Origin of the sequence: Clostridium sp. DFI.1.208 (genome assembly GCF_024463855.1) — a bacterium.
GTDB lineage: Bacteria > Bacillota_I > Bacilli_A > Erysipelotrichales > Erysipelotrichaceae > Clostridium_AQ.
On record NZ_JANGCA010000065.1, the window covers coordinates 1 to 18652 of the forward strand.

General features: G+C 46.4%; 12 protein-coding genes. 3 read left to right on the plus strand and 9 right to left on the minus strand.

Annotation, left to right across the window (positions count from 1 at the left end; all coding sequences use genetic code 11):
• Nucleotides 1–109: 109 nt before the first annotated feature.
• Both spoVAD and NE665_RS20745 read right to left on the minus strand, forming a co-directional pair.
• On the minus strand, nucleotides 110–1105 hold the full coding sequence (gene spoVAD, locus NE665_RS20740; protein ID WP_233104807.1) for a stage V sporulation protein AD: 996 nt from the start codon (nucleotides 1103–1105) through the stop codon (nucleotides 110–112).
• 1 nt (nucleotide 1106) lies between these two features.
• Nucleotides 1107–1547, minus strand: coding sequence for a SpoVA/SpoVAEb family sporulation membrane protein (locus tag NE665_RS20745; protein WP_035302908.1), 441 nt, complete (start codon nucleotides 1545–1547; stop codon nucleotides 1107–1109).
• Between the two features lie 134 nt (nucleotides 1548–1681).
• Between NE665_RS20745 and NE665_RS20750 the strand changes: the two genes are divergently transcribed.
• On the plus strand, nucleotides 1682–2392 hold the full coding sequence (locus NE665_RS20750) for an N-acetylmuramoyl-L-alanine amidase (protein WP_117444616.1): 711 nt from the start codon (nucleotides 1682–1684) through the stop codon (nucleotides 2390–2392).
• Between the two features lie 46 nt (nucleotides 2393–2438).
• Nucleotides 2439–2963 (plus strand): NUDIX hydrolase, encoded by a 525-nt coding sequence (locus tag NE665_RS20755; protein ID WP_117444615.1) that lies wholly within the window; start codon nucleotides 2439–2441, stop codon nucleotides 2961–2963.
• A 650-nt stretch (nucleotides 2964–3613) separates the two neighbouring features.
• On the opposite strand, the gene NE665_RS20760 is transcribed toward NE665_RS20755, so the two are convergent.
• From NE665_RS20760 to NE665_RS20775, 4 genes are all read right to left on the minus strand, one after another.
• Nucleotides 3614–4159, minus strand: a complete 546-nt coding sequence (locus tag NE665_RS20760) for a GNAT family protein (protein ID WP_117444614.1) — start codon at nucleotides 4157–4159, stop codon at nucleotides 3614–3616.
• Between the two features lie 310 nt (nucleotides 4160–4469).
• Entirely contained in the window at nucleotides 4470–4805 is a 336-nt protein-coding gene (locus NE665_RS20765; protein WP_256302618.1) for a VOC family protein, read from the minus strand.
• A 58-nt stretch (nucleotides 4806–4863) separates the two neighbouring features.
• Complete coding sequence (locus tag NE665_RS20770) at nucleotides 4864–7044, minus strand: DNA topoisomerase III (RefSeq protein ID WP_233104805.1); 2181 nt, start codon at nucleotides 7042–7044, stop codon at nucleotides 4864–4866.
• Complete coding sequence (locus NE665_RS20775; protein WP_117444612.1) at nucleotides 7041–8831, minus strand: DNA mismatch repair protein; 1791 nt, start codon at nucleotides 8829–8831, stop codon at nucleotides 7041–7043. The genes NE665_RS20770 and NE665_RS20775 overlap by 4 nt, the downstream gene beginning before the upstream one ends.
• Nucleotides 8832–8952: 121 nt before the next feature.
• Between NE665_RS20775 and rpoN the strand changes: the two genes are divergently transcribed.
• Nucleotides 8953–10212 (plus strand): RNA polymerase factor sigma-54, encoded by a 1260-nt coding sequence (gene rpoN / locus NE665_RS20780; protein WP_117444611.1) that lies wholly within the window; start codon nucleotides 8953–8955, stop codon nucleotides 10210–10212.
• A 548-nt stretch (nucleotides 10213–10760) separates the two neighbouring features.
• On the opposite strand, the gene NE665_RS20785 is transcribed toward rpoN, so the two are convergent.
• The 3 genes from NE665_RS20785 to parE all read right to left on the minus strand — a co-directional run bounded on the left by NE665_RS20785 (nucleotide 10761) and on the right by parE (nucleotide 18414).
• Entirely contained in the window at nucleotides 10761–13253 is a 2493-nt protein-coding gene (locus NE665_RS20785; protein ID WP_117444610.1) for an Ig domain-containing protein, read from the minus strand.
• A 737-nt stretch (nucleotides 13254–13990) separates the two neighbouring features.
• Nucleotides 13991–16486: a DNA topoisomerase IV subunit A gene (parC, locus tag NE665_RS20790; protein WP_118654762.1), complete on the minus strand. Its 2496-nt coding sequence runs from the start codon at nucleotides 16484–16486 to the stop codon at nucleotides 13991–13993.
• Nucleotides 16483–18414: a DNA topoisomerase IV subunit B gene (gene parE / locus NE665_RS20795; RefSeq protein ID WP_118654763.1), complete on the minus strand. Its 1932-nt coding sequence runs from the start codon at nucleotides 18412–18414 to the stop codon at nucleotides 16483–16485. The genes parC and parE overlap by 4 nt, the downstream gene beginning before the upstream one ends.
• Between the last annotated feature and the right edge of the window lie 238 nt (nucleotides 18415–18652).

The window sequence follows — 18652 nt, forward strand, 5'->3', positions numbered from 1 at the left end:
TTTTAACTATAGTTCTTTTCAACATATTTACATTCACAATTTCAAAGATCGAATACTATATTTTCAAGTATTTTATATTTCATACTTTTTCATAAATTACTACTTGACTTTAATATAGTTGTCTTTCATATACGATGGCATGTGCAATACATGGTATGGTTCCCTTTTGTGCAACTGCCACTGGCGACAGCAGTGCCCCCGTCGCCACAACCATGATACGGGAGCATTCCCCGTCCTCCAGCTTTTTCAGCAGCTTCGCCATGGACACACACATACTGCAGGCACATCCACTACCACCGCAAAAGATATCCTGATGCTCAAAATCATAGATCATCAAGCCGCAGTCATGCAGGCGGTTATCGATGTCATAGCCCTCCTGATTCATAAGGTCAACCAGAAAGGAGAATCCGATTTTTGACAAATCTCCGGTAACAATCATGTCATAATCCTTCAGCTCGCGATGCATATCCTTCAGATGCTGAGTAATCGTATCATAGGCAGCCGGTGCCATTGCCAGCCCCATATCATTGGCATCCTTATGATCCCAATCGACAATTCTGCCAGGCGTAAAGGCAGCTACCCGTATGTTGCTTTTCTCATTCGATAATAAAGCAGCACCGGCACCCGTTACCGTCGAGGTCGTCGTCTCCTTCTTCTGTATGCCATATTCGTTAGGAAAGCGAAATTGTCGCTCTGCAGTTGCCACATGTGAGCTGGTAAAGGCCAAAACCTGCCTTGCCAATCCATGCTCTACCCATACAGCGCCGGTACCGATGACCAGGGAGGAGGTGGAGCAGGCGCCATACATTCCAAGAAACGGCACCTCCAGATCCTTGGCAAAATAATGTGAGCTGGTCAGCTGGTTGATGAGATCACCGCCTACCAGTAAATCGATATCCTGAACTCCCTTCCCCGCTTTGCGCAGGGTCAAATCGACAGCATCTCCCAATAATACACGTTCCGCCTTTTCAAAGCTGGACTCCCCACAATAAGCATCCTCATAGCTCTTATCGAAAAGACTTCCCAGCGGCCCTTCCTTTTCCAATGGCCCTACAACAGCAGAGCGCGCCTGTACATAGACGTTCTTAAAAGTAACCGTACGCATATCAGGCACCAAAGAGCAGGTAGCGAATCGTACCGAAGACGAACGCCGCTGCGATTCCATAAGTCAGAACCGAGCCTGCCAGTTTAAACATATTGCTGCCAATACCGAAAATCGGGCCCTCTGTTCGTCCCTCAATCGCACACGAAGTCAAACAATTCGCAAAGCCACTGATGGGAATGAACAAGCCTGCCCCGCATTTCTGTGCCGCCTTATCATAGACACCGAAGCCGGTCAGCAGTGCTGTGACCAGTATCACCGTAACAACGGTAACCGAAACCGCGGTATCCTTATCCAAATCGAACATATCCATACACAGCATCATAAACAGCTGTGCCACAACAGCAAGAGCTCCTCCGCTGATGAATGCAATCAGTGCATTTCTGCCCTTGTGCTGAGCAGGCACATGCTTCTTTGCAGTATCCTGCAATGTTTTCTTATCCATCATAATCACTCCTTCATGGCTAGTATGCACATGTTTTATAGAGTTATAAAACGAGTTCAGAAAAACATCACGAAACAAACAAGTGCCGAACAGACGCTTCCCTGATAATGGATTTGTAAAAAGGAAGTGATTACATGAGAAATATACGAAGATGGGCTCGCCTTCTCATGCTGTGCCTGGCAATCGGATTCTTGAGTGCGGCAGCGCAGCAGGGCTATGCATGGCTCACGGACAAAGCAACCAGCAGCCCGTTGCAGGTGGAGGCAGCATCCTTTGATGCAAGCAAGGTGATCGTCCTGGATGCGGGACATGGCGGTTATGATACCGGCAGCGTTTCCTATGACGGGGTTTATGAAAAGGATATTACACTTGCAATCACGCAGAAAATCGGAGAGCGGCTGGAGAAGGCAGGCTGTACGGTGGTATATACACGTACCAGTGATGAGGTCAGCTGGTCAAACGATAACAAGGACGATCTTCGCACCCGCGTTGCCATCGCGAAGGAAGCGGGAGCGGATTATTATATTTCCATACATACCAATGCCAGTGAATACGGGGATGGTGCCAGCGGCTTTGAAGCCTATATCGATTATAAAAATGATACGATCACAGCCATGGCGCAGTCCATTGAGCAGAGGCTGATGGAGCTTGGATACACGCAAAATCGCGGCTTGAAAAGCACACAGGAAAGCTCGTTGTATGTGATTGACAGCAATCCCGTGCCTGCCATGCTGCTGGAGCTTGGCTTCATCACCGACAGTGCGGATGCAGCCTATATGTGCAGCGAGGAGGGACAGACTGCCCTCGCACAAGGCATTGCACAGGGAATCCTGGAACAGCTCTAGCTTTCACACCTTTTCTAGGTTATAATTAGAACACGAGGTGAATACAATGCAGAAAAAAATATCTTCTACACCGGTATATGAGGGAACAATCTTTCATATGAGCCGGGATGAGGTTGAAATCAAGGGAAAAACATATCCCAGAGATGTGATTCATCATGACGGCGGTGTCGGTGTCCTCGCTATCAGGGATGGAAAAATTTTACTGGTCAGACAGTACCGCTATGCAATTCAGAAGGAAACTCTGGAGATTCCCGCAGGAAAGCTGGAAAAGGGAGAGGATCCGTATCTGTGCGGCTTACGGGAGCTAGAGGAGGAAAGCGGCTATACGAGCGAACGGCTGGAAACGCTTTGCGCCATGTACTCAACGCCCGGCTTCTGCAGTGAGAAAATCTATCTGTACTGGACAAAAAAGCTGATTCCGGTAGAGCATCCCCGCGCCATGGATGAGGATGAGGAAATCGAAACACTGTGGGTGGATATCCGTAAGGCTGCCGCTATGGTGAATGATGGAACGATTGAAGATGCCAAAACAATCATCGCCATACAGTATGCAAACCTGTATCTTGTTTAAATAAACGATGCCAAGCAAAAAAAGACAGTTAGTGACAATCCTGCTTTCAGAAGGCTGGTCAATCGGATTTTGCATTTCGATCAAAGAGGGAAATTTGTATGCTCGATATCTTGCTAGGAATCATAGCTTTTGAAATACTATTCAGTTTCATTGCAAAAAAAGATAAGAAATTGTTTTTAGCTTGTTCCGTATCTTTTTGGTTCGGTATAGCATTTATCTTATTGCTTCAATTTTTTGAGCGATAACCGAATTCCAAAAGAGAATACAATAATAAAACGATGGCAAAGATAAAAGTCTCAAGTATCCTTTCCATCGTTTTTATTTGTATATCGAAATCCATGGCAGCTTTCACAACTGCTTATTAAGTCAATTGTGCATCTCTAAAAAATGCTCACTTTTCATGGTATCTAGTATCCATTATACATATCTACAACGTGAGATAAGGAACCCTCCTGCATGCAGTAAGCAAATTTAGCCCTTATCCTTTAAGATTTCACCGTCCTAGCCGTTCTCACAAAGTTTTCCCAATATCCCGATAGTTCCCAAAATGGATTTATTAAGAGAATCCGAGAAGGAAGCTCATTACGCATACTTGAAAAACGCCGTATTATGCTATCTGATAAAAGTGATCTTTTTCACTTTTTTATTATTTATTGTCTCATAAGCTGCAGAAATTCTTCCTTTAAAATCCGCATCATGATAAAATCGTGATATTCATAATGGTAATAATAGCCGTCTTCCTGAATTCCCTCTTGCTTAAATCCGTTTTTTTCGTAAAAACGCAATGCATCTGTATTAAATCCCACAACACCGATGGCTAGTCTGTGAAAGCCAAGATCACCAAAGGCATAATCCATCAGCAGGCGGATTGCCTCTGTGCCATAGCCCTTCCCCTGATGCGACTCATGGGGAATGATAATTGTCAGATCACTCGTCCGCCAGGCAGGAAACATTCGCAGCAGCCCGATTTCTCCAATCACTTCATGTTTCTCACAGGTAACGATTGCCAACCATATACAGTCATGTCCACTGCGCTGCACACATTGTAAAGACTGTGCAGCCGTTGTCGGATATGGTGCAGCAATCTTCGCCCTTGTCCGCGCATCGTTGTACCAGACATCAAAAAAATCCGTATCCTCATCAGTAAACGGGCGCAGATACACCCGTTCGCCCTTTAAAAATTGTATTTCCTTCATCGTATTCTCCATTTCTTTTCTTACGTTAACGCATGTTACTGTAAGATATGCCTTCAGTTGCCCTGCTTATCTTACATCGTCTGATTCCTTTTGCTGTTCACAGAATAAAGCCAGTAATCATGATGATAAGCATGATTACGCAGTAAAGACATCCCCACAAAGCTATCCTGCACCGGCATTCACCATTTTCTTAACTATATCATATTTCAATCGCAAACACAGCATCTAATGAAAAAAGTAGCTACGCGTATATGCGCAGCTACGGTATTGACGATTCCTGTTACAGCCGTTTACACATCGGATGTCCCTCTTAAAACTGTACCAGATCCCAGAGGTTTCCATACAGATCTTCAAATACAGCAACAGTGCCGTAATCCGTCTCTTTGGGTTCCCGTACAAAATGAATGCCGTTTTGCTTCATATCCTTATAATCTCTCTTGAAGTAATACGTCGCAAGAAACAGGAAGACACGGCCACCTGCCTGATCACCGATACATGCCTCCTGTCGTGATTTGGAAGCCTTTGCGAGCAGAATCGTCGTAGCATTTCTTTCCGGCGGTGATACAACAACCCAGCGTTTATCCTGCTGCGGCTGATAGGTATCCTCCACAAGGGTGAAATGAAGCTTGTTTGTATAAAATTCGATGGCTTCATCTTAATCACGTACGATAAGCGCAATGTGAACGATTGCTTGTTTCACAGTCTCACTCCTTTGCCTTTTGTGCAGCTTCCCAGGCGAGCTGGAAGGCACTCTTTTCCTGCTTTTTTTCCGTCTCCTGCTTTTTATTGAAATCCTGCAGCTCTGCACGTCCGGCGACATTGCGCTTTTCCTTTAGCTGCTCATTGAAGCGGTCAAATTTCTCGCGGAAGCCGCATACACAGGTATACAGACGCTTTTCCTTTTCTCCGACTACATTCAGCTTCTTATGACATTTCGGACAGCGGGCATTGCTGGTGAACGACAGATTCTGCTTGTATTTACACGTTGGACTGCTGCAGGCTAAAAGCTTTCCGCGTTTCCCGTTGATTTCCAGCAGATTGCTGCCGCATTCAGGACATTTTTTCTGCGTCATATTATCATGGCGGTAGCTTGCCTCACTGTTTTTCACCTTTTCAACCAGGTCACTGGCATAGCTGCGCATTTCCTTCATGAAGCTTTTATCCTTCAGCTTCCCCTTGCTGATTGCGGTAAGCTTTTCCTCCCAGGTTGCCGTCAATAGCGGAGAGCGAAGCTCCTCTGGTACCAGTGATACCAGCTGGATTCCTTTGCTTAACGGATAGATGGAATTCCCGCGTTTTTCAATATAGTTGGTTTTGAACAGCTTTTCAATAATATCCGCACGTGTTGCCACGGTACCGATTCCATTCGCATCCTCTAATACAGCCTTCATACGGCTGTTTTTGATAAATTTCGATGGATGCTCCATAGCCGATAACAGGGTTGCCTCCGTATAGCGTGCCGGTGCCTTGGTAAAATGTGAGGTGATGCGCACATCCTTGATTGGATACTGCTGTCCCTTCGCAAGAGATGGCAGATTCTGATCGTCGTCCAGCTCCTCATCCTCATCAAAGCGTTCGTTTTTCTGATAAAGTGCACGCCATCCATCCGTTTTCATAATCCTTCCGCTGGCATAAAAGTCCATATGCTCACACACCGCATGAATTTTGGTCTTCTCATATTCACTCGGCATACTCAGCACAGCCAGAAACCTGCGAACCACCAGATCATAGATTTTCTTTTCATTGGGTGAAAGACGCTGGAGCTCTACATATTCCTCGGTCGGAATGATGGCGTGATGATCCGATACCTTGCTATCATCCACAAAGCGGCGGCTGATCTTATAGCCGTTTTTCAACAGCTCTTTTGCAAACGGCTCATACACATCAATGCGAATTGCCTGCAGCCGTTCCTTCAGTGTCCCTACGATATCCTGACTCAGATAGCGGGAATCGGTACGTGGGTAGGTCAACAGCTTATGTGTTTCATACAGGCTCTGCATATAATTCAGCGTTTCCTTTGCACTGAAGCCGAAGCGTTGATTGGCATCCCGTTGCAGCTCCGTAAGATCATAGAGCTGTGGCGGCTGTTCCTTGTGACGCTTACGCTCCACATCCTGAATCGTAATCTGCTTGTGCTTCAGCTGCTTCATGAGCGCATCTGCCTGCTTGCGATCCGCGATGGATGCATTGTTATTCTTACGATAATCCAGCACAAAGGCACCGGCATCCACACGCAGTGTAAAATATTCCTTCGGCACGAATTTGCGGATTTCTGCTTCCCTGTCCACAATCATAGCCAGTGTCGGAGTCTGCACACGACCGGCAGAAAGCTGCGCATTAAATTTACAGGTCAGCGCACGGGTGGTATTCAACCCAACGAGCCAGTCTGCCTCAGCACGGCATACCGCACTGCGATACAGGGGTTCATATTCTTTGGCATCCTTGAGGTGCGCAAAGCCCTCTTTGATCGCCTTATCTGTCTGTGACGAAATCCACAGACGCTTCATCGGCTTTCGTACACCTGCCTTTTCAAGAATCCAGCGAGCCACCAGCTCCCCTTCTCTTCCGGCATCCGTAGCGATTACAATATCACGAATATCTCCACGGTGCAGCAGGCTCTTTACCAGCTTGTATTGTCGTGCGGTCTGTGCAATCACCTTCAGCTGCATTTTGTCCGGCAGCATTGGAAGGTCCTGCATATCCCAGGTTTCCAGACGTTTATCATAATCCTGCGGATCTGCCAGCTCTACCAGATGTCCCAGCGCCCAGGACACCACATACTTGTTTCCCTCCATATAGCCGTCCTTTTTTATCGGACAGCCAAGAACTCTTCCCAGCTCTCTTCCTACACTTGGCTTTTCAGCCAGTACAAATGTTTTGCTCATACTTCCTCCTTGAATCCGGCCAGACGCATCAGCTCTCTGGCATTCGTTGTTGTACATTTCCCTTCTTTCAGCCGATAATCAAAGCAAATGCGATCATTTTCATAATATTCCGAGAAATGATAATTCACTGCCTGTATGGCTGGGTCGTTGCTCAGCTCACACAATTCAAAATCATGTGTGGAGATCAAGGTAATGATCCATGGCTGATGCAGATGACGAATCGCACTTGTTGCACAGTAAATGCGATCCGCGCTGTTTGTACCCTTGAAAATCTCATCAATCAAAACTAGCATCGGCTCCTGCCTTCTGCTTGCCTCATTCATTTGCTGAATACGCAGGATTTCCGCATAAAAGGTGGATATTCCCTCACTTACATTATCATGCACGCGCATCGAGGTAAACAGGTTCATACTGCTTGCACAAAAGGAAGCGGCACAGACACTGGCGCCGGCATGCAGCAGTACAAGATTGATGCCCAGCGTTCGTAAAAAGGTTGTTTTTCCTGACATATTGGAGCCGGTTATGATATAGGTGCCGTTATGGATTGTTATGGAATTCGCGACAGCACTGCCCTCCTCCAGCAGCGGATGCACGATACACTCGGCCTTTAGATAAGGAGGCTCAGGTGTAACATCCGGAATACAGGTTGCTTCTTTTGCCAGATTCAGCTGTGCCAAGGATACATAGCCTTCAATTTCTCCGATATCCTGCAGCCAGATGCGCAGGGTTCTGCCATAGCGCTGCCTCCACTCCTGCAGAGCTATCACACATTGGAAATCAAGCAATCCAAGGGCGTTGACGAGGAAAAACAGGATGCTGTTGGAGCGCAGCTGTACCAGCATCAGTATACGGCGCAGTTTTTTTATAGCAGCACAAGCTTCCTCCACATCCTTACGAATCCTGCATAGAGCATCACTTTGAAAGGTGGTCTCTTCAATTAAATGAAAGATTCGCTCATAGTCTTCAATCAGATGTGCCAGTGGTGCTACGCTGGACAGCTGCTGGGCATGCTTCATAAAAAACAGAAGCGAAAGGCACAGTGAAAATGTTGCCAGTATGAGCACGGGGCCATAGTGGATGATACCTGACAGAAAAAGAAACAGTGACATAAGCGTGAGGGCAGATACAAGCGCACACAGCATACGCACAATGCGCGGATATTGTGCCTGTTCGTCTTCCATATAGCTTAGGATATGTTCCATCGTAGAACGTTTTTTTCGCTGCCCATGACGCTCATACAGCTTTAAAAGCTGTGTCAGAGTAAAGGTGAATGTCGTCTTTCGAGCACACTCCTGCACAGCAGCGCTGCGGCTTTGCAAAGTCCTGCGATCCTGGTGCTGTGCACTGAGAAGCTCAGCCAGTCTGGCTCTTCCATATACGGTTTTGGCCACGCAGAGATACTGATACAGGCTGGCATCCCCTAGCAGGTCCAGATCATATGCCTGCGTATTCTCCTCATACAGAAATTCAGCTCCGGTATCCTGAAATGCTTTCCATCCATTGTTCTTACGCCGCAAGACATCCTGCAGTACCTCCAGCATAACCGCATGGTCTTCTATCTTCTGTTTCAGCGCTCTGTGCTTTGCGGCAACATACAGAAACAGTCCCAGTGAAAGCACGCAGAGCACATAAAAAAGCTGCTCATAATAATATCCGCGAAACAGGGCAAACAAAGCAATCAGAATCAGAATACCTCGCTGCATCGCATAGGAAGAGGAACGCTGCTTTAAGCTTCTGTATACAGCCTGTATTTCATCAATTTTCCTTTGTAACGTATCAATCTGCATAGCTTCCCTCCTTACATGCTGTTCATTATATCATACCTTTTCGTGATTCTTGTGTGAGAAACCTAAATTTCCCAGATGAAAACTCTTTCAATTTCATGTATAATAAAAATGGTGATGTAAAATGAAACTGGAAACACGTGTCCTGCAAAACCTTACACAGCAGCAGAAGCTATCCATTCGGCAGCAGCAGGATCTAAAAATATTGGAAATGAACAATCAGGAGCTGGAATCCTGGATTGAAGAGGAGCTGGAGAAAAATCCGTTGCTGGAATTTGATGATGCCTATGAAACCGGAGCCGCATCGCACTGCCAGCAGGATTTTGATCTGCTTTTGAATTTTGTGACAAACGAGCAGACGCTTGCAGATGTGCTGCAGGAGCAGATTGCCACATGTTTGCATCCACTCCATAAGGAGCTTGCGGAGTTTATCGTCAATTCACTGGATGGAAACGGCTATCTGCAGCTAAAGGATGAAGATATCCAGCGCATGCTTCCACAGTACAGTCTGGATGACATCGAGGATACGATCAATGAGATACAAACCTTTGAGCCGGCCGGAGTCTGTGCCAGAAGCCTTCAGGAATGCCTGCTGATTCAGCTGTGCTTTGAAGACATCCCCTACTCCCAGATTGCCATCATGATTGTAAACTACTATTTGAAGGAGGTTAGCGAGAACAAGCTTCCTGCGATTGCAGAGGCGCTGCAGATACCTCTGGAGGATGTGCTGCAGGCAATCGCCCTGATTCGCTCGCTTGATCCAAAGCCGGGTGCACGCTATGCGACGAGCAGTGCCTATGTGAATCCGGATATGCAGGTAATTGTGGAGGAGAATGAAATCCATATACAGATGTTTCGCAAAACCTATGGACTACGCATGCAAGCTCCTGTAAAGGATGCAGATGCGGACACAGCAAAATATCTGAGCCAGCAGCAAAAGCAGGCGGAGGCTCTGCTGGGCAGTATTGAAAAGCGCAATTCCACCATGGAACGCATTATGGAGGTCATTGCCGTTGTACAGCAGGATTTCTTTCTGCAGCATGGACAGCTGAAGCCCTTGAATATGAAGGAGATCGCCGCAAAGCTGCATCTGCACGAGTCCACCATATCCCGTGCTGTATCCGGGAAATCCATCTTATTTGAACAGCAGATTATTCCCTTGAAATTCTTCTTTCCTGCCAGAGTGAATGAAGATACAAGCGCAAACGAGGTTCACCTGCGCCTGCGCGCACGAATTGATCAGGAGGATAAAAAGAAGCCGTACAGTGACCAGAAGCTGTGTGATCTGTTGAAGGAGGATGGTTTGCATGTATCTCGCAGAACCATTGCAAAATACCGGGAGCAGCTGAAAATACCTGCAGCATCAAAGCGCAAGCAGTTCTGATTCCACCAAAAAAAGCTATATGAGATTTGATAACGGATAATGATAAAGCTGTAAAATACAAACGAAGACAGAAGGCTCCTGAATCATACAAAGAATTTCATAGTAGCGTGGATTATACTGTGCGCTGCGGTGGCTTAAAAAGGCCGCTTAAACGCCGGCTTGATCAACAGGATGCTTTGGCTGTAGGCAAGTATTTTGAAGACAAAACAGAGCATATCCCTATTTTTGTCCAAGCAACAACACATTCTCAGTTCCTGTTCGTATATCCATAAAGCCATCGCAGATTCAAACCGCGATGGCTTTCATTTTTTTCAAAGGAAGAAGTGCTATCCCCATATCAGGCTGGTTCTCTCATGATACGTTGACAATACTAACGTTAACGCTGAAGCTCATTGATCAGCGGCTTTTTGCGTTGCGCAAGAAATCCCTACGATTGTATGCAAGACCTTTATGCAGGCAGCTGCACGACATGGCCTGCTGTGCATTTGTCCTATACCTTTCAAACGAAAGGGGGATTTCAACACAGTATGTGCATAACACTTCCTACACTATTTCCTACTATTATTCTCATGTTTTCTGTTGCTTACCAGTACAAGACAGCACAGTACAGACGCCGCTATCCCCAGCATCCAGATTACTGAATTTGTAGTGTCCCCAGTTTTAGGAATATTGGAAGAAATCATGCTGATATTTACACTATGGGTTACGCCATCCACGGTGTAGGTAGCCGTCGTTTTTCCTGTCTGCAATGCTGTAAAGGTATAAACATCACCACTCTGGCTCATTTCCAGCATGTTTTTATCATAGCTCCAGGTGCCCCCTGCCGGCTTCGGTGTCCAGCTTACACTCTCTCCCACAGACATCGTATGGCTTTTTGGAAGACCGGTAATCGTCTTCTTCTCGCTAACCTTTGCCACAGCAAAAGGTGAAAGACTGCTAAATGTGCCGGTTACGGTACCATCCGATACCTTTATCATTCTACGCTCCTCAGTTTTATGATTACAATGAAGAAAATAGACTGTTTCCTCTTCACCTGCTTGCTGTAGTGGTATGGATACCTCTACCTCTCCCTGATAAGTGCCTGCAGTAAGACTGATATCGTAAAGAGCCATCAGTTCCCCCCTCTTTTGGCGAGCACGGATATCATCACAGGCAGCACAGGTACCTTCTTCATGAAGCCCCTGATTGCGCTTAATACGCAATTCAGCATCGCTGCTAAATACACCATTCACCGTAATGCCGCTTACTGGATCATTCAAAGATTTATATCGGTAGTTTGTGCCATTTGGAAGAGGTCTTATTTCAATTGTAAATTCCTTCTCATCGCTGCCAGCACTGTTGGCTGCTCTAAGTGTAAAACGATACGTCCCGGGAATGACTGGCGTTCCCTTAATATGACCGGAAGCGGTAAGCGTCAGTCCGTCCGGAAATCTTCCTTTTACCACACTCCATGTAATCGGTGTACTGCCACTTGCCCCAAGCAGCTCTTGATATGCCGCTGTTTCCATCCCGCTTTTCAAAGAAGTGGTTGTTATTTTCGGAGCAACCTCGACAGGGGTTAAGACAGGTTCAAACACAGCCTTGATCATGGTTGGACCCGTCACTGTATATACTGAGCCTGACTCAAATGTATCCCCGTTCACTGTCAGCGAGGAGAGCTGGTAGCCTGCATCAGGATTTCCCCGAATTATAATTTTTTCCTGCTGGACAGCCAAAAATTCAGAGCTGATGGTAGTTTGCCCAGCGTTATCCTCAATCTCAATCTGTCCGTTTTTTACAGTATCTGATGTTACAACAATCTTCTCCAAAACCTCAATCTGTAAATCTGTGCTTATATTGTCAATTGTTAAAACACCTGTTTTCTCATCATAGCTATATCCCCGCTTCTTTTTATCATTGCCTACAATCTCATAAACATGGATATTGCCATGAATTACCCGATACCCTGCATCGGCAGTAAGAGTTATAGATAATGTGCTTCCCGCAACGACACTTCCCGGTGTAGAATTCGCGTTCACATGATCTGCCAGATGATAATCCACCTTATGTCCAGGTTCCTGCAATATCCAAGAGCTGGTTTGCTTACTTCGTACGTATGCAAGAGAATATCCATCAGGAAGACTGCTTGCGATGGAATCCAATGTGACAAGCCAATCACTGGTTTGCTTATTCGCTAAGACCAAAGGTGTATTTGTATCCCAAGGCTCCCCAGCTTGCTTGAAAAGGACAAATCTGCGGCTTTCAGCAAAGGCAAGGCTGCCTTCTGTTAAGTCAAGCGTTGAGCCGTTTGCTATTTTGACCGTCCCGCTGAACATAAAATTCCCCCTGATTGCAGCATTCCCGTTTAGCTGAAGTGTACTGCCTTTATCACCTAAAATATTTCCCTCAATCAAAGCAACATCATCAAGCTGAACCATACCACTTTTAAACATACTAATTGCGGTGCTAATGTCATCAGAAGTATTGCTTATTGTCCCGTTTCTAATTGTTAATTCTCCATTGGTTACGGCAAGCATACTTTCATATTTCACAGCATCTATTTTGTCATGGGCTCCCAGTGTAAATCCATTGAGATTTAACGTAAGTGAGGTATTGTATACAACCATATATTTCTTTAGATTCACATTCTTTTTTAATGTGACAACGCTTTTGTTAATTGTCACATTTTCACTTCCTCCAAGTGCTGTGGCCAATGTTTGCGCATCGTAAACACTGCCACCCTCTGCCATTCCGGTGGCTGTCAAGCCATAAACAGCAGGCTCATAACGCAATGGTACAGGTTGCTTGTCATTCACCTCTTGCAGGTTTGGCGACGTATTGCCTGCAGTATCCAAATCGCTTTTCAGGCGCGATTCACCACAATTCTCATCGTGGATGTGTGTACAGGACCTGCCTGCATTCTCCTTATAGCCGCAGTTCTCATCGTGGATGTGTGTGCACTCTGTTTCCGATGCGTAGGTCATTTGGGTAAACGGAAGTATCACTGCCAGCAAACACGAACAAAGCACCATGGACAGCCATCGCCTCTGCCATTTTTTCATACTAGTTCCTCCTTTTCATCAGACCGCAGCGAGTAATTTCACAAGAGGGCAGTAGGTTTTGTCTTGCCTATGGAATAGGTAAGACAAGGGGTATACCCCTTGTGAGCGATTTCTGTATACAAGCCAAAGCATGTAACAGCTTACGGTCTTTTACAAATTTATTATCACAAAATCATCCTCGCTATACAATGAAATGTGTTTAAACCGTTCTTACTGTGTCTAAACCGGAATCATTTCTGCAAACAGGTTGATTTTCATAAGGTGACAATCTAAACAAATCAGCAGCTCAATGGCTTGCGAGAGGAGAAAAAGGGTATAGCTGCTATGTCTGAGGCACGTGCTGATCCATCAGGAAATTCTGTTCGCTTCAGCATGTAGAAAAAAGGCATCCCAGGCATCAGCTGACTGCTTTCAAATGAGAATGATCCACATGAAATATAGGATACTTCCTGCTTTTTAAAGACGTACATTTCATTATTTCATGAAGGCTCATGATATTCAGCACTCGCAAATATACCGTGCATGACTGGCGGCAGGCATATCCATAGCTTGGCGAGATACAGCTGTTGCACATCTGTTTATTTTCTATAGCTTTCTTGCATTCATACAGCTTTTTCAACATACTGCTTTCTGAAAATAGCCTAAGGACTGCTATCACCCGTTCAAGGCAATTTAATACTGTACGCTGAAAGAACGTACAAAAGCCGAAGCATGGCGCCCCGGCTTTCTTTCTTTATTTATGACTCTTCTTCAAACAGCTCTGGTTCCTCATATTCCTGTTTTGGCTGTGCTGTCAGCTCTCGCTGCTCTACAATGGGTAGCGTACGCAGGAAATAATACTCCTGCGTGGTATGCAGCGGCGAAGAGAAGGTAGCATCCCTGCTCATCAGACTGATATCCTTCGCAAGAATCTTCTGCGTTTCATCATTGATGATGACAAGCTCATCATTCAGCTCATGAAGTGCGATATGCGCAATCTGATAAGGCTTGGATTTCACCTTTTTACAGATCATGCTGCCTTTGGTTGGACGACCGGTCACATCGATATCGCTCAGCTTGATGCGCTTCACCTGACACTGATCCGTAAAGACGATCAGCTGGGAAGCATCCTCGTGATGAATGCAGGCACTGACAACTTCATCCAGCACCAGATTCATTGCCTTCACACCCTTGGAACGCGGAGAGGTATTCGGGATCAGCGACACCGGATAACGACTCACAAATCCATTTCTGGATGCAATCAGAATTTCATCATAATCATAGGCAATCATCGTTTTCACGACCGTATCCCCATCCAGCAGCTTCATATTGCTCATGGTTTTATTGTTCCGTGACACCTCATATTCCTGTACTGCCGTCTTTTTCACAAGTCCGTTTTTCGTAACGGAAATCATGTAGGCATTTGTTGCAAAGCTGCGCAGGACAAAGGCATCCGTGATTTTTTCTTCTCCGCTGATGCGAATCGTGGAATTGATATGGCTTCCGATTTCCTTCCAGCGGGATTCCTCGACCTCATATACCGGCGTATAGCCATAGGTTCCCTGTGTTGTAAAGAACAATACATGATCCAGCGTATTCACCTCTCCATAGCCGACGAGGTGATCGCCTTCCTTCAGTCCGGTCATATCCTCTTTGCTGGCACCATAGCTGCGCATGGAAACCCGCTTGAAATAACCGTCACGGGAAATTGTAAACATTACCTGCTCACTGTTGATCATTGCTACCTTATCGATAACAATTTCTTCGATTTCATGCTCAATGCTTGTCAGGCGCGGTGTCTTAAAGGCCTTCTTCACCTCGTTCAGCTCGCGAATCATCACCTTTTTCAGCATCCTTGGATTTTCCAGAATATCGTGCAGCTCCTCAATTTCATTCAGCAGCATGGCATACTCCTCACGCAGCTGTGTGATATCCGTCGAGGACAAACGATACAGACGCATGGTGACAATAGCCTCTGCCTGCGCATCGCTGAAAGCAAAGGCCTCCATGATGCGGCGCTTGGAATCCGCCTTGTCCTTGCTGGCACGAATCAATGCAATGATTTCATCCAGAACGGATACTGCCTTGATCAGCCCCTCCAGTATATGACAGCGGTCTTCCTTCTTTTTCAGATCAAAACGGCTTCTGCGCTCAATCACCTCACGGCGATGCTCGATAAAGGCATCCAGCATCGGTGCCAGACCCATCTGAATCGGACGCTTGTCAACGATCGCCACAACATTATAATTATAGGAAACCTGCAGATCGGTATTTTTATACAGATAATTCAGAATTACCTCAGCATTGGCATCCTTTTTCATATCCACAACGACACGCAGACCGTTACGGTCACTTTCATCCCGGACATCGAGAATACCCTCGATTTTTTTGTTCAGACGGATATCATCGATCTTTTTGACCATATTGCTCTTGACGACTTCATATGGAATTTCCGTGATGACAATCTGCTGGACGGTCTTCTTCTGCTCGATTTCCGCCTTGCCGCGGATGATGATGCGGCCCTTTCCGGTTTCAAAGGCTTCCCGGATTCCTTCGATTCCCTGAACGATTCCTCCGGTTGGAAAATCCGGACCCTGTATGTATTCCATCAGCTCATCCAGCGTGCAGTCCGCATGCTGGATACGATACACAGCTGCATCGATCGCCTCGCTCAGATTGTGCGGCGGGATGTTGGTCGCATACCCGGCAGCGATCCCCGTAATACCATTGACGAGCAGATTTGGATACCGGGCAGGAAGCACCGTCGGCTCCATTGCGGTATCATCGAAGTTCGGTGCCCACAGCACAGTTTCCTTTTCGATATCCTTTAATAGATGCTCACTGATTTTCCCAAGCCTTGCTTCTGTATAACGCATCGCTGCGGCGGGATCATCATCAATCGACCCGTTATTTCCCTGCATATCGATCTGCGGGGTACGGATCTTCCATTCCTGTGACATTCGCACCATCGCATCATACACGGAGGAATCTCCATGCGGGTGATAGTTACCGATGACAAGACCGACCGTCTTTGCAGATTTACGATAGCCCTTGTCCCAGGTGTTGCCATCCTCATACATCGCATACAAAATTCTTCGCTGCACCGGCTTCAGACCATCTCTGGCATCCGGCAGTGCACGATCCTGAATAATATATTTTGAGTATCGCCCAAAGCGATCTCCCATAATTTCTTCCAGCGGAGAGGAAATGACGCTGCTGTGATGCTCAACAGCAGGCAGTTCTTTTTTCTTCATCGTCTTGCCTCCACTTCATAATCATCTTCCAGTGTAAAGGATACGTTTTCCTCGATCCAGTCACGGCGTAGATTGGCCTTATCCCCCATTAAAACGGATACGCGCTTCTCTGCCACAACCGCATCGTCAATCGTTACCTGAATCAGCGTACGGGTTTCCGGACACATGGTGGTATCCCACAGCTGATCCGCATTCATTTCACCAAGTCCCTTGTAACGCTGCAGACTAAAGCCCTTCGGGAAGGTTTTGCGCAGCTCATCCAGCTCTTCATCCGTCCATGCGTACTGAATATCCTTACCCTTTTGCAGCTTGTACAGCGGCGGCAGTGCGATATACACCATACCCTGTTCAATCAGCTCCCGCATATAGCGGTAGAAGAAGGTCAGCAGCAGAATCTGAATATGCGCACCATCGGTATCGGCATCGGTCATGATAATGACCTTATGGTAATTGGAATCCTCTGCATGAAAATTTGCTCCTACACCGGCTCCCAGCGCATGAATAATGGTATTCAGCTCTTCATTCTTTTCGATATTCGTAATGCTTGCCTTTTCGGTATTCAGCACCTTACCGCGCAATGGCAGAATCGCCTGATATTTGCTGTCTCTTCCCTGCTTGGCACTGCCTCCGGCAGAATCACCCTCGACCAGATACAGCTCTTTTTTTCTGGCATCCTTGCTCTGCGCGCTTGCCAGCTTTCCGGATAGTATCTTCTCAGTCTTTCCTCTGGTTTTCCCCTTACGGGCATCCTCACGCGCCTTGCGGGCAGCCTCACGTGCCGTGGAAGCACGCTGCATCTTCTTAATCAGTGTGATGGCAAGCTCCTTGTTTTCCTCCAGGAAGAAGCTCAGCTTTTCACTTACAATACTGTCCACAGCTGCCTTCGCCTCTGCCGTTCCCAGCTTGCCCTTGGTCTGCCCTTCAAACTGCAGCAGATTTTCCGGAACCCCCAGCGACAGGATGATCGTCAGCCCCTCACGGACATCACTTCCCTCAAAGTTCTTATCCTTTTCCTTCAGTAAACCGTTTTTTCTTGCATACTCATTGAATACCTTGGTAAAGGCATTCTTCGCTCCGGTCTCATGCGTTCCGCCATCCTTGGTACGAACGATGTTGACAAAGGAAAAAATATTCTCCTGATATTCATCTGTATATTGAAAGGCACAGTCCACCTTGATATCATTGCTCATCCCGCTGAAGGCTACCGGCTTATGAAAGACCTGCTTATCCTCATGCAGATAATCCATGAAGGCAACCAGTCCCTGCTCATAATGATAAACCTCCTCGCGTTCCTTACCCTCACGCTCATCGCGTACGACAAGCTTCAGACCTTCCAGCAAAAACGCATCCTCCTGGGCGCGTTCCGCAATCTGGTGGAAGGAAAACTTCGTTGTTGAAAACATTGTTTTATCTGCCTTGAAACGCACCTTGCTGCCGGTTTTATTCGTTTTGCCGATAACCTCCAGCTTGGAGACATCCCGTCCGCCGTTGGAAAAGCTCATGCGATAGATTTTACCGTCACGATGAACCGTAACCTCCACCCATTCACTCAATGCGTTTACAACGCTGGCACCAACGCCGTGCAGACCGCCGCTGGTCTTATAGCCACCCTCCGTGCTAAATTTACCGCCGGCATGCAGTACCGTATAAATGACCTGCACAGTAGGAACACCGCTGGCATGCATATCCACCGGCATACCTCGCCCTTCATCCTCCACGCAGATCACGTTGTCTTTTTCTATCGTTATGCGGATTGTATCCCCATGGCCGTTCAATGCCTCATCAATCGAGTTGTCTACGATTTCCCAAACCAGATGGTGCAAGCCTCTGGAATCTGTGGAGCCGATATACATACCCGGTCGTTTCCGTACAGCATCAAGGCCGTCAAGAATCTGTATACTGCTTCCATCATATGCATTTTCTGCCATACCATCACCTCTTTCTATAACGCTGTCGTTTGCTTCAATAACAGCCCGCTTCGTTCAGTTTATCAAATTTAGAACCTTCCTGCAAATAAAATTTAGCTTTAAAGCCCGAATACAGCCCAATGGCATCAACCTAAGGAAATGTGGTTGATGCCATTTTTAAATATTGTGTCTTAACTACAAAATAACTGAAGGAATCATATTTTTTGGTACACAAAAACTCATTGATTATGCGTTAGAA

Bases quoted from the DNA above. Each gene is read 5' to 3' on its own strand.
- spoVAD (WP_233104807.1), bottom strand. From the start codon at position 1,105: ATGCGTACGGTTACTTTTAAGAACGTCTATGTACAGGCGCGCTCTGCT.
- NE665_RS20745 (WP_035302908.1), bottom strand. From the start codon at position 1,547: ATGGATAAGAAAACATTGCAGGATACTGCAAAGAAGCATGTGCCTGCT.
- NE665_RS20750 (WP_117444616.1), top strand. From the start codon at position 1,682: ATGAGAAATATACGAAGATGGGCTCGCCTTCTCATGCTGTGCCTGGCA.
- NE665_RS20755 (WP_117444615.1), top strand. From the start codon at position 2,439: ATGCAGAAAAAAATATCTTCTACACCGGTATATGAGGGAACAATCTTT.
- NE665_RS20760 (WP_117444614.1), bottom strand. From the start codon at position 4,159: ATGAAGGAAATACAATTTTTAAAGGGCGAACGGGTGTATCTGCGCCCG.
- NE665_RS20770 (WP_233104805.1), bottom strand. From the start codon at position 7,044: ATGAGCAAAACATTTGTACTGGCTGAAAAGCCAAGTGTAGGAAGAGAG.
- NE665_RS20775 (WP_117444612.1), bottom strand. From the start codon at position 8,831: ATGCAGATTGATACGTTACAAAGGAAAATTGATGAAATACAGGCTGTA.
- rpoN (WP_117444611.1), top strand. From the start codon at position 8,953: ATGAAACTGGAAACACGTGTCCTGCAAAACCTTACACAGCAGCAGAAG.
- NE665_RS20785 (WP_117444610.1), bottom strand. From the start codon at position 13,253: ATGAAAAAATGGCAGAGGCGATGGCTGTCCATGGTGCTTTGTTCGTGT.
- parC (WP_118654762.1), bottom strand. From the start codon at position 16,486: ATGAAGAAAAAAGAACTGCCTGCTGTTGAGCATCACAGCAGCGTCATT.
- parE (WP_118654763.1), bottom strand. From the start codon at position 18,414: ATGGCAGAAAATGCATATGATGGAAGCAGTATACAGATTCTTGACGGC.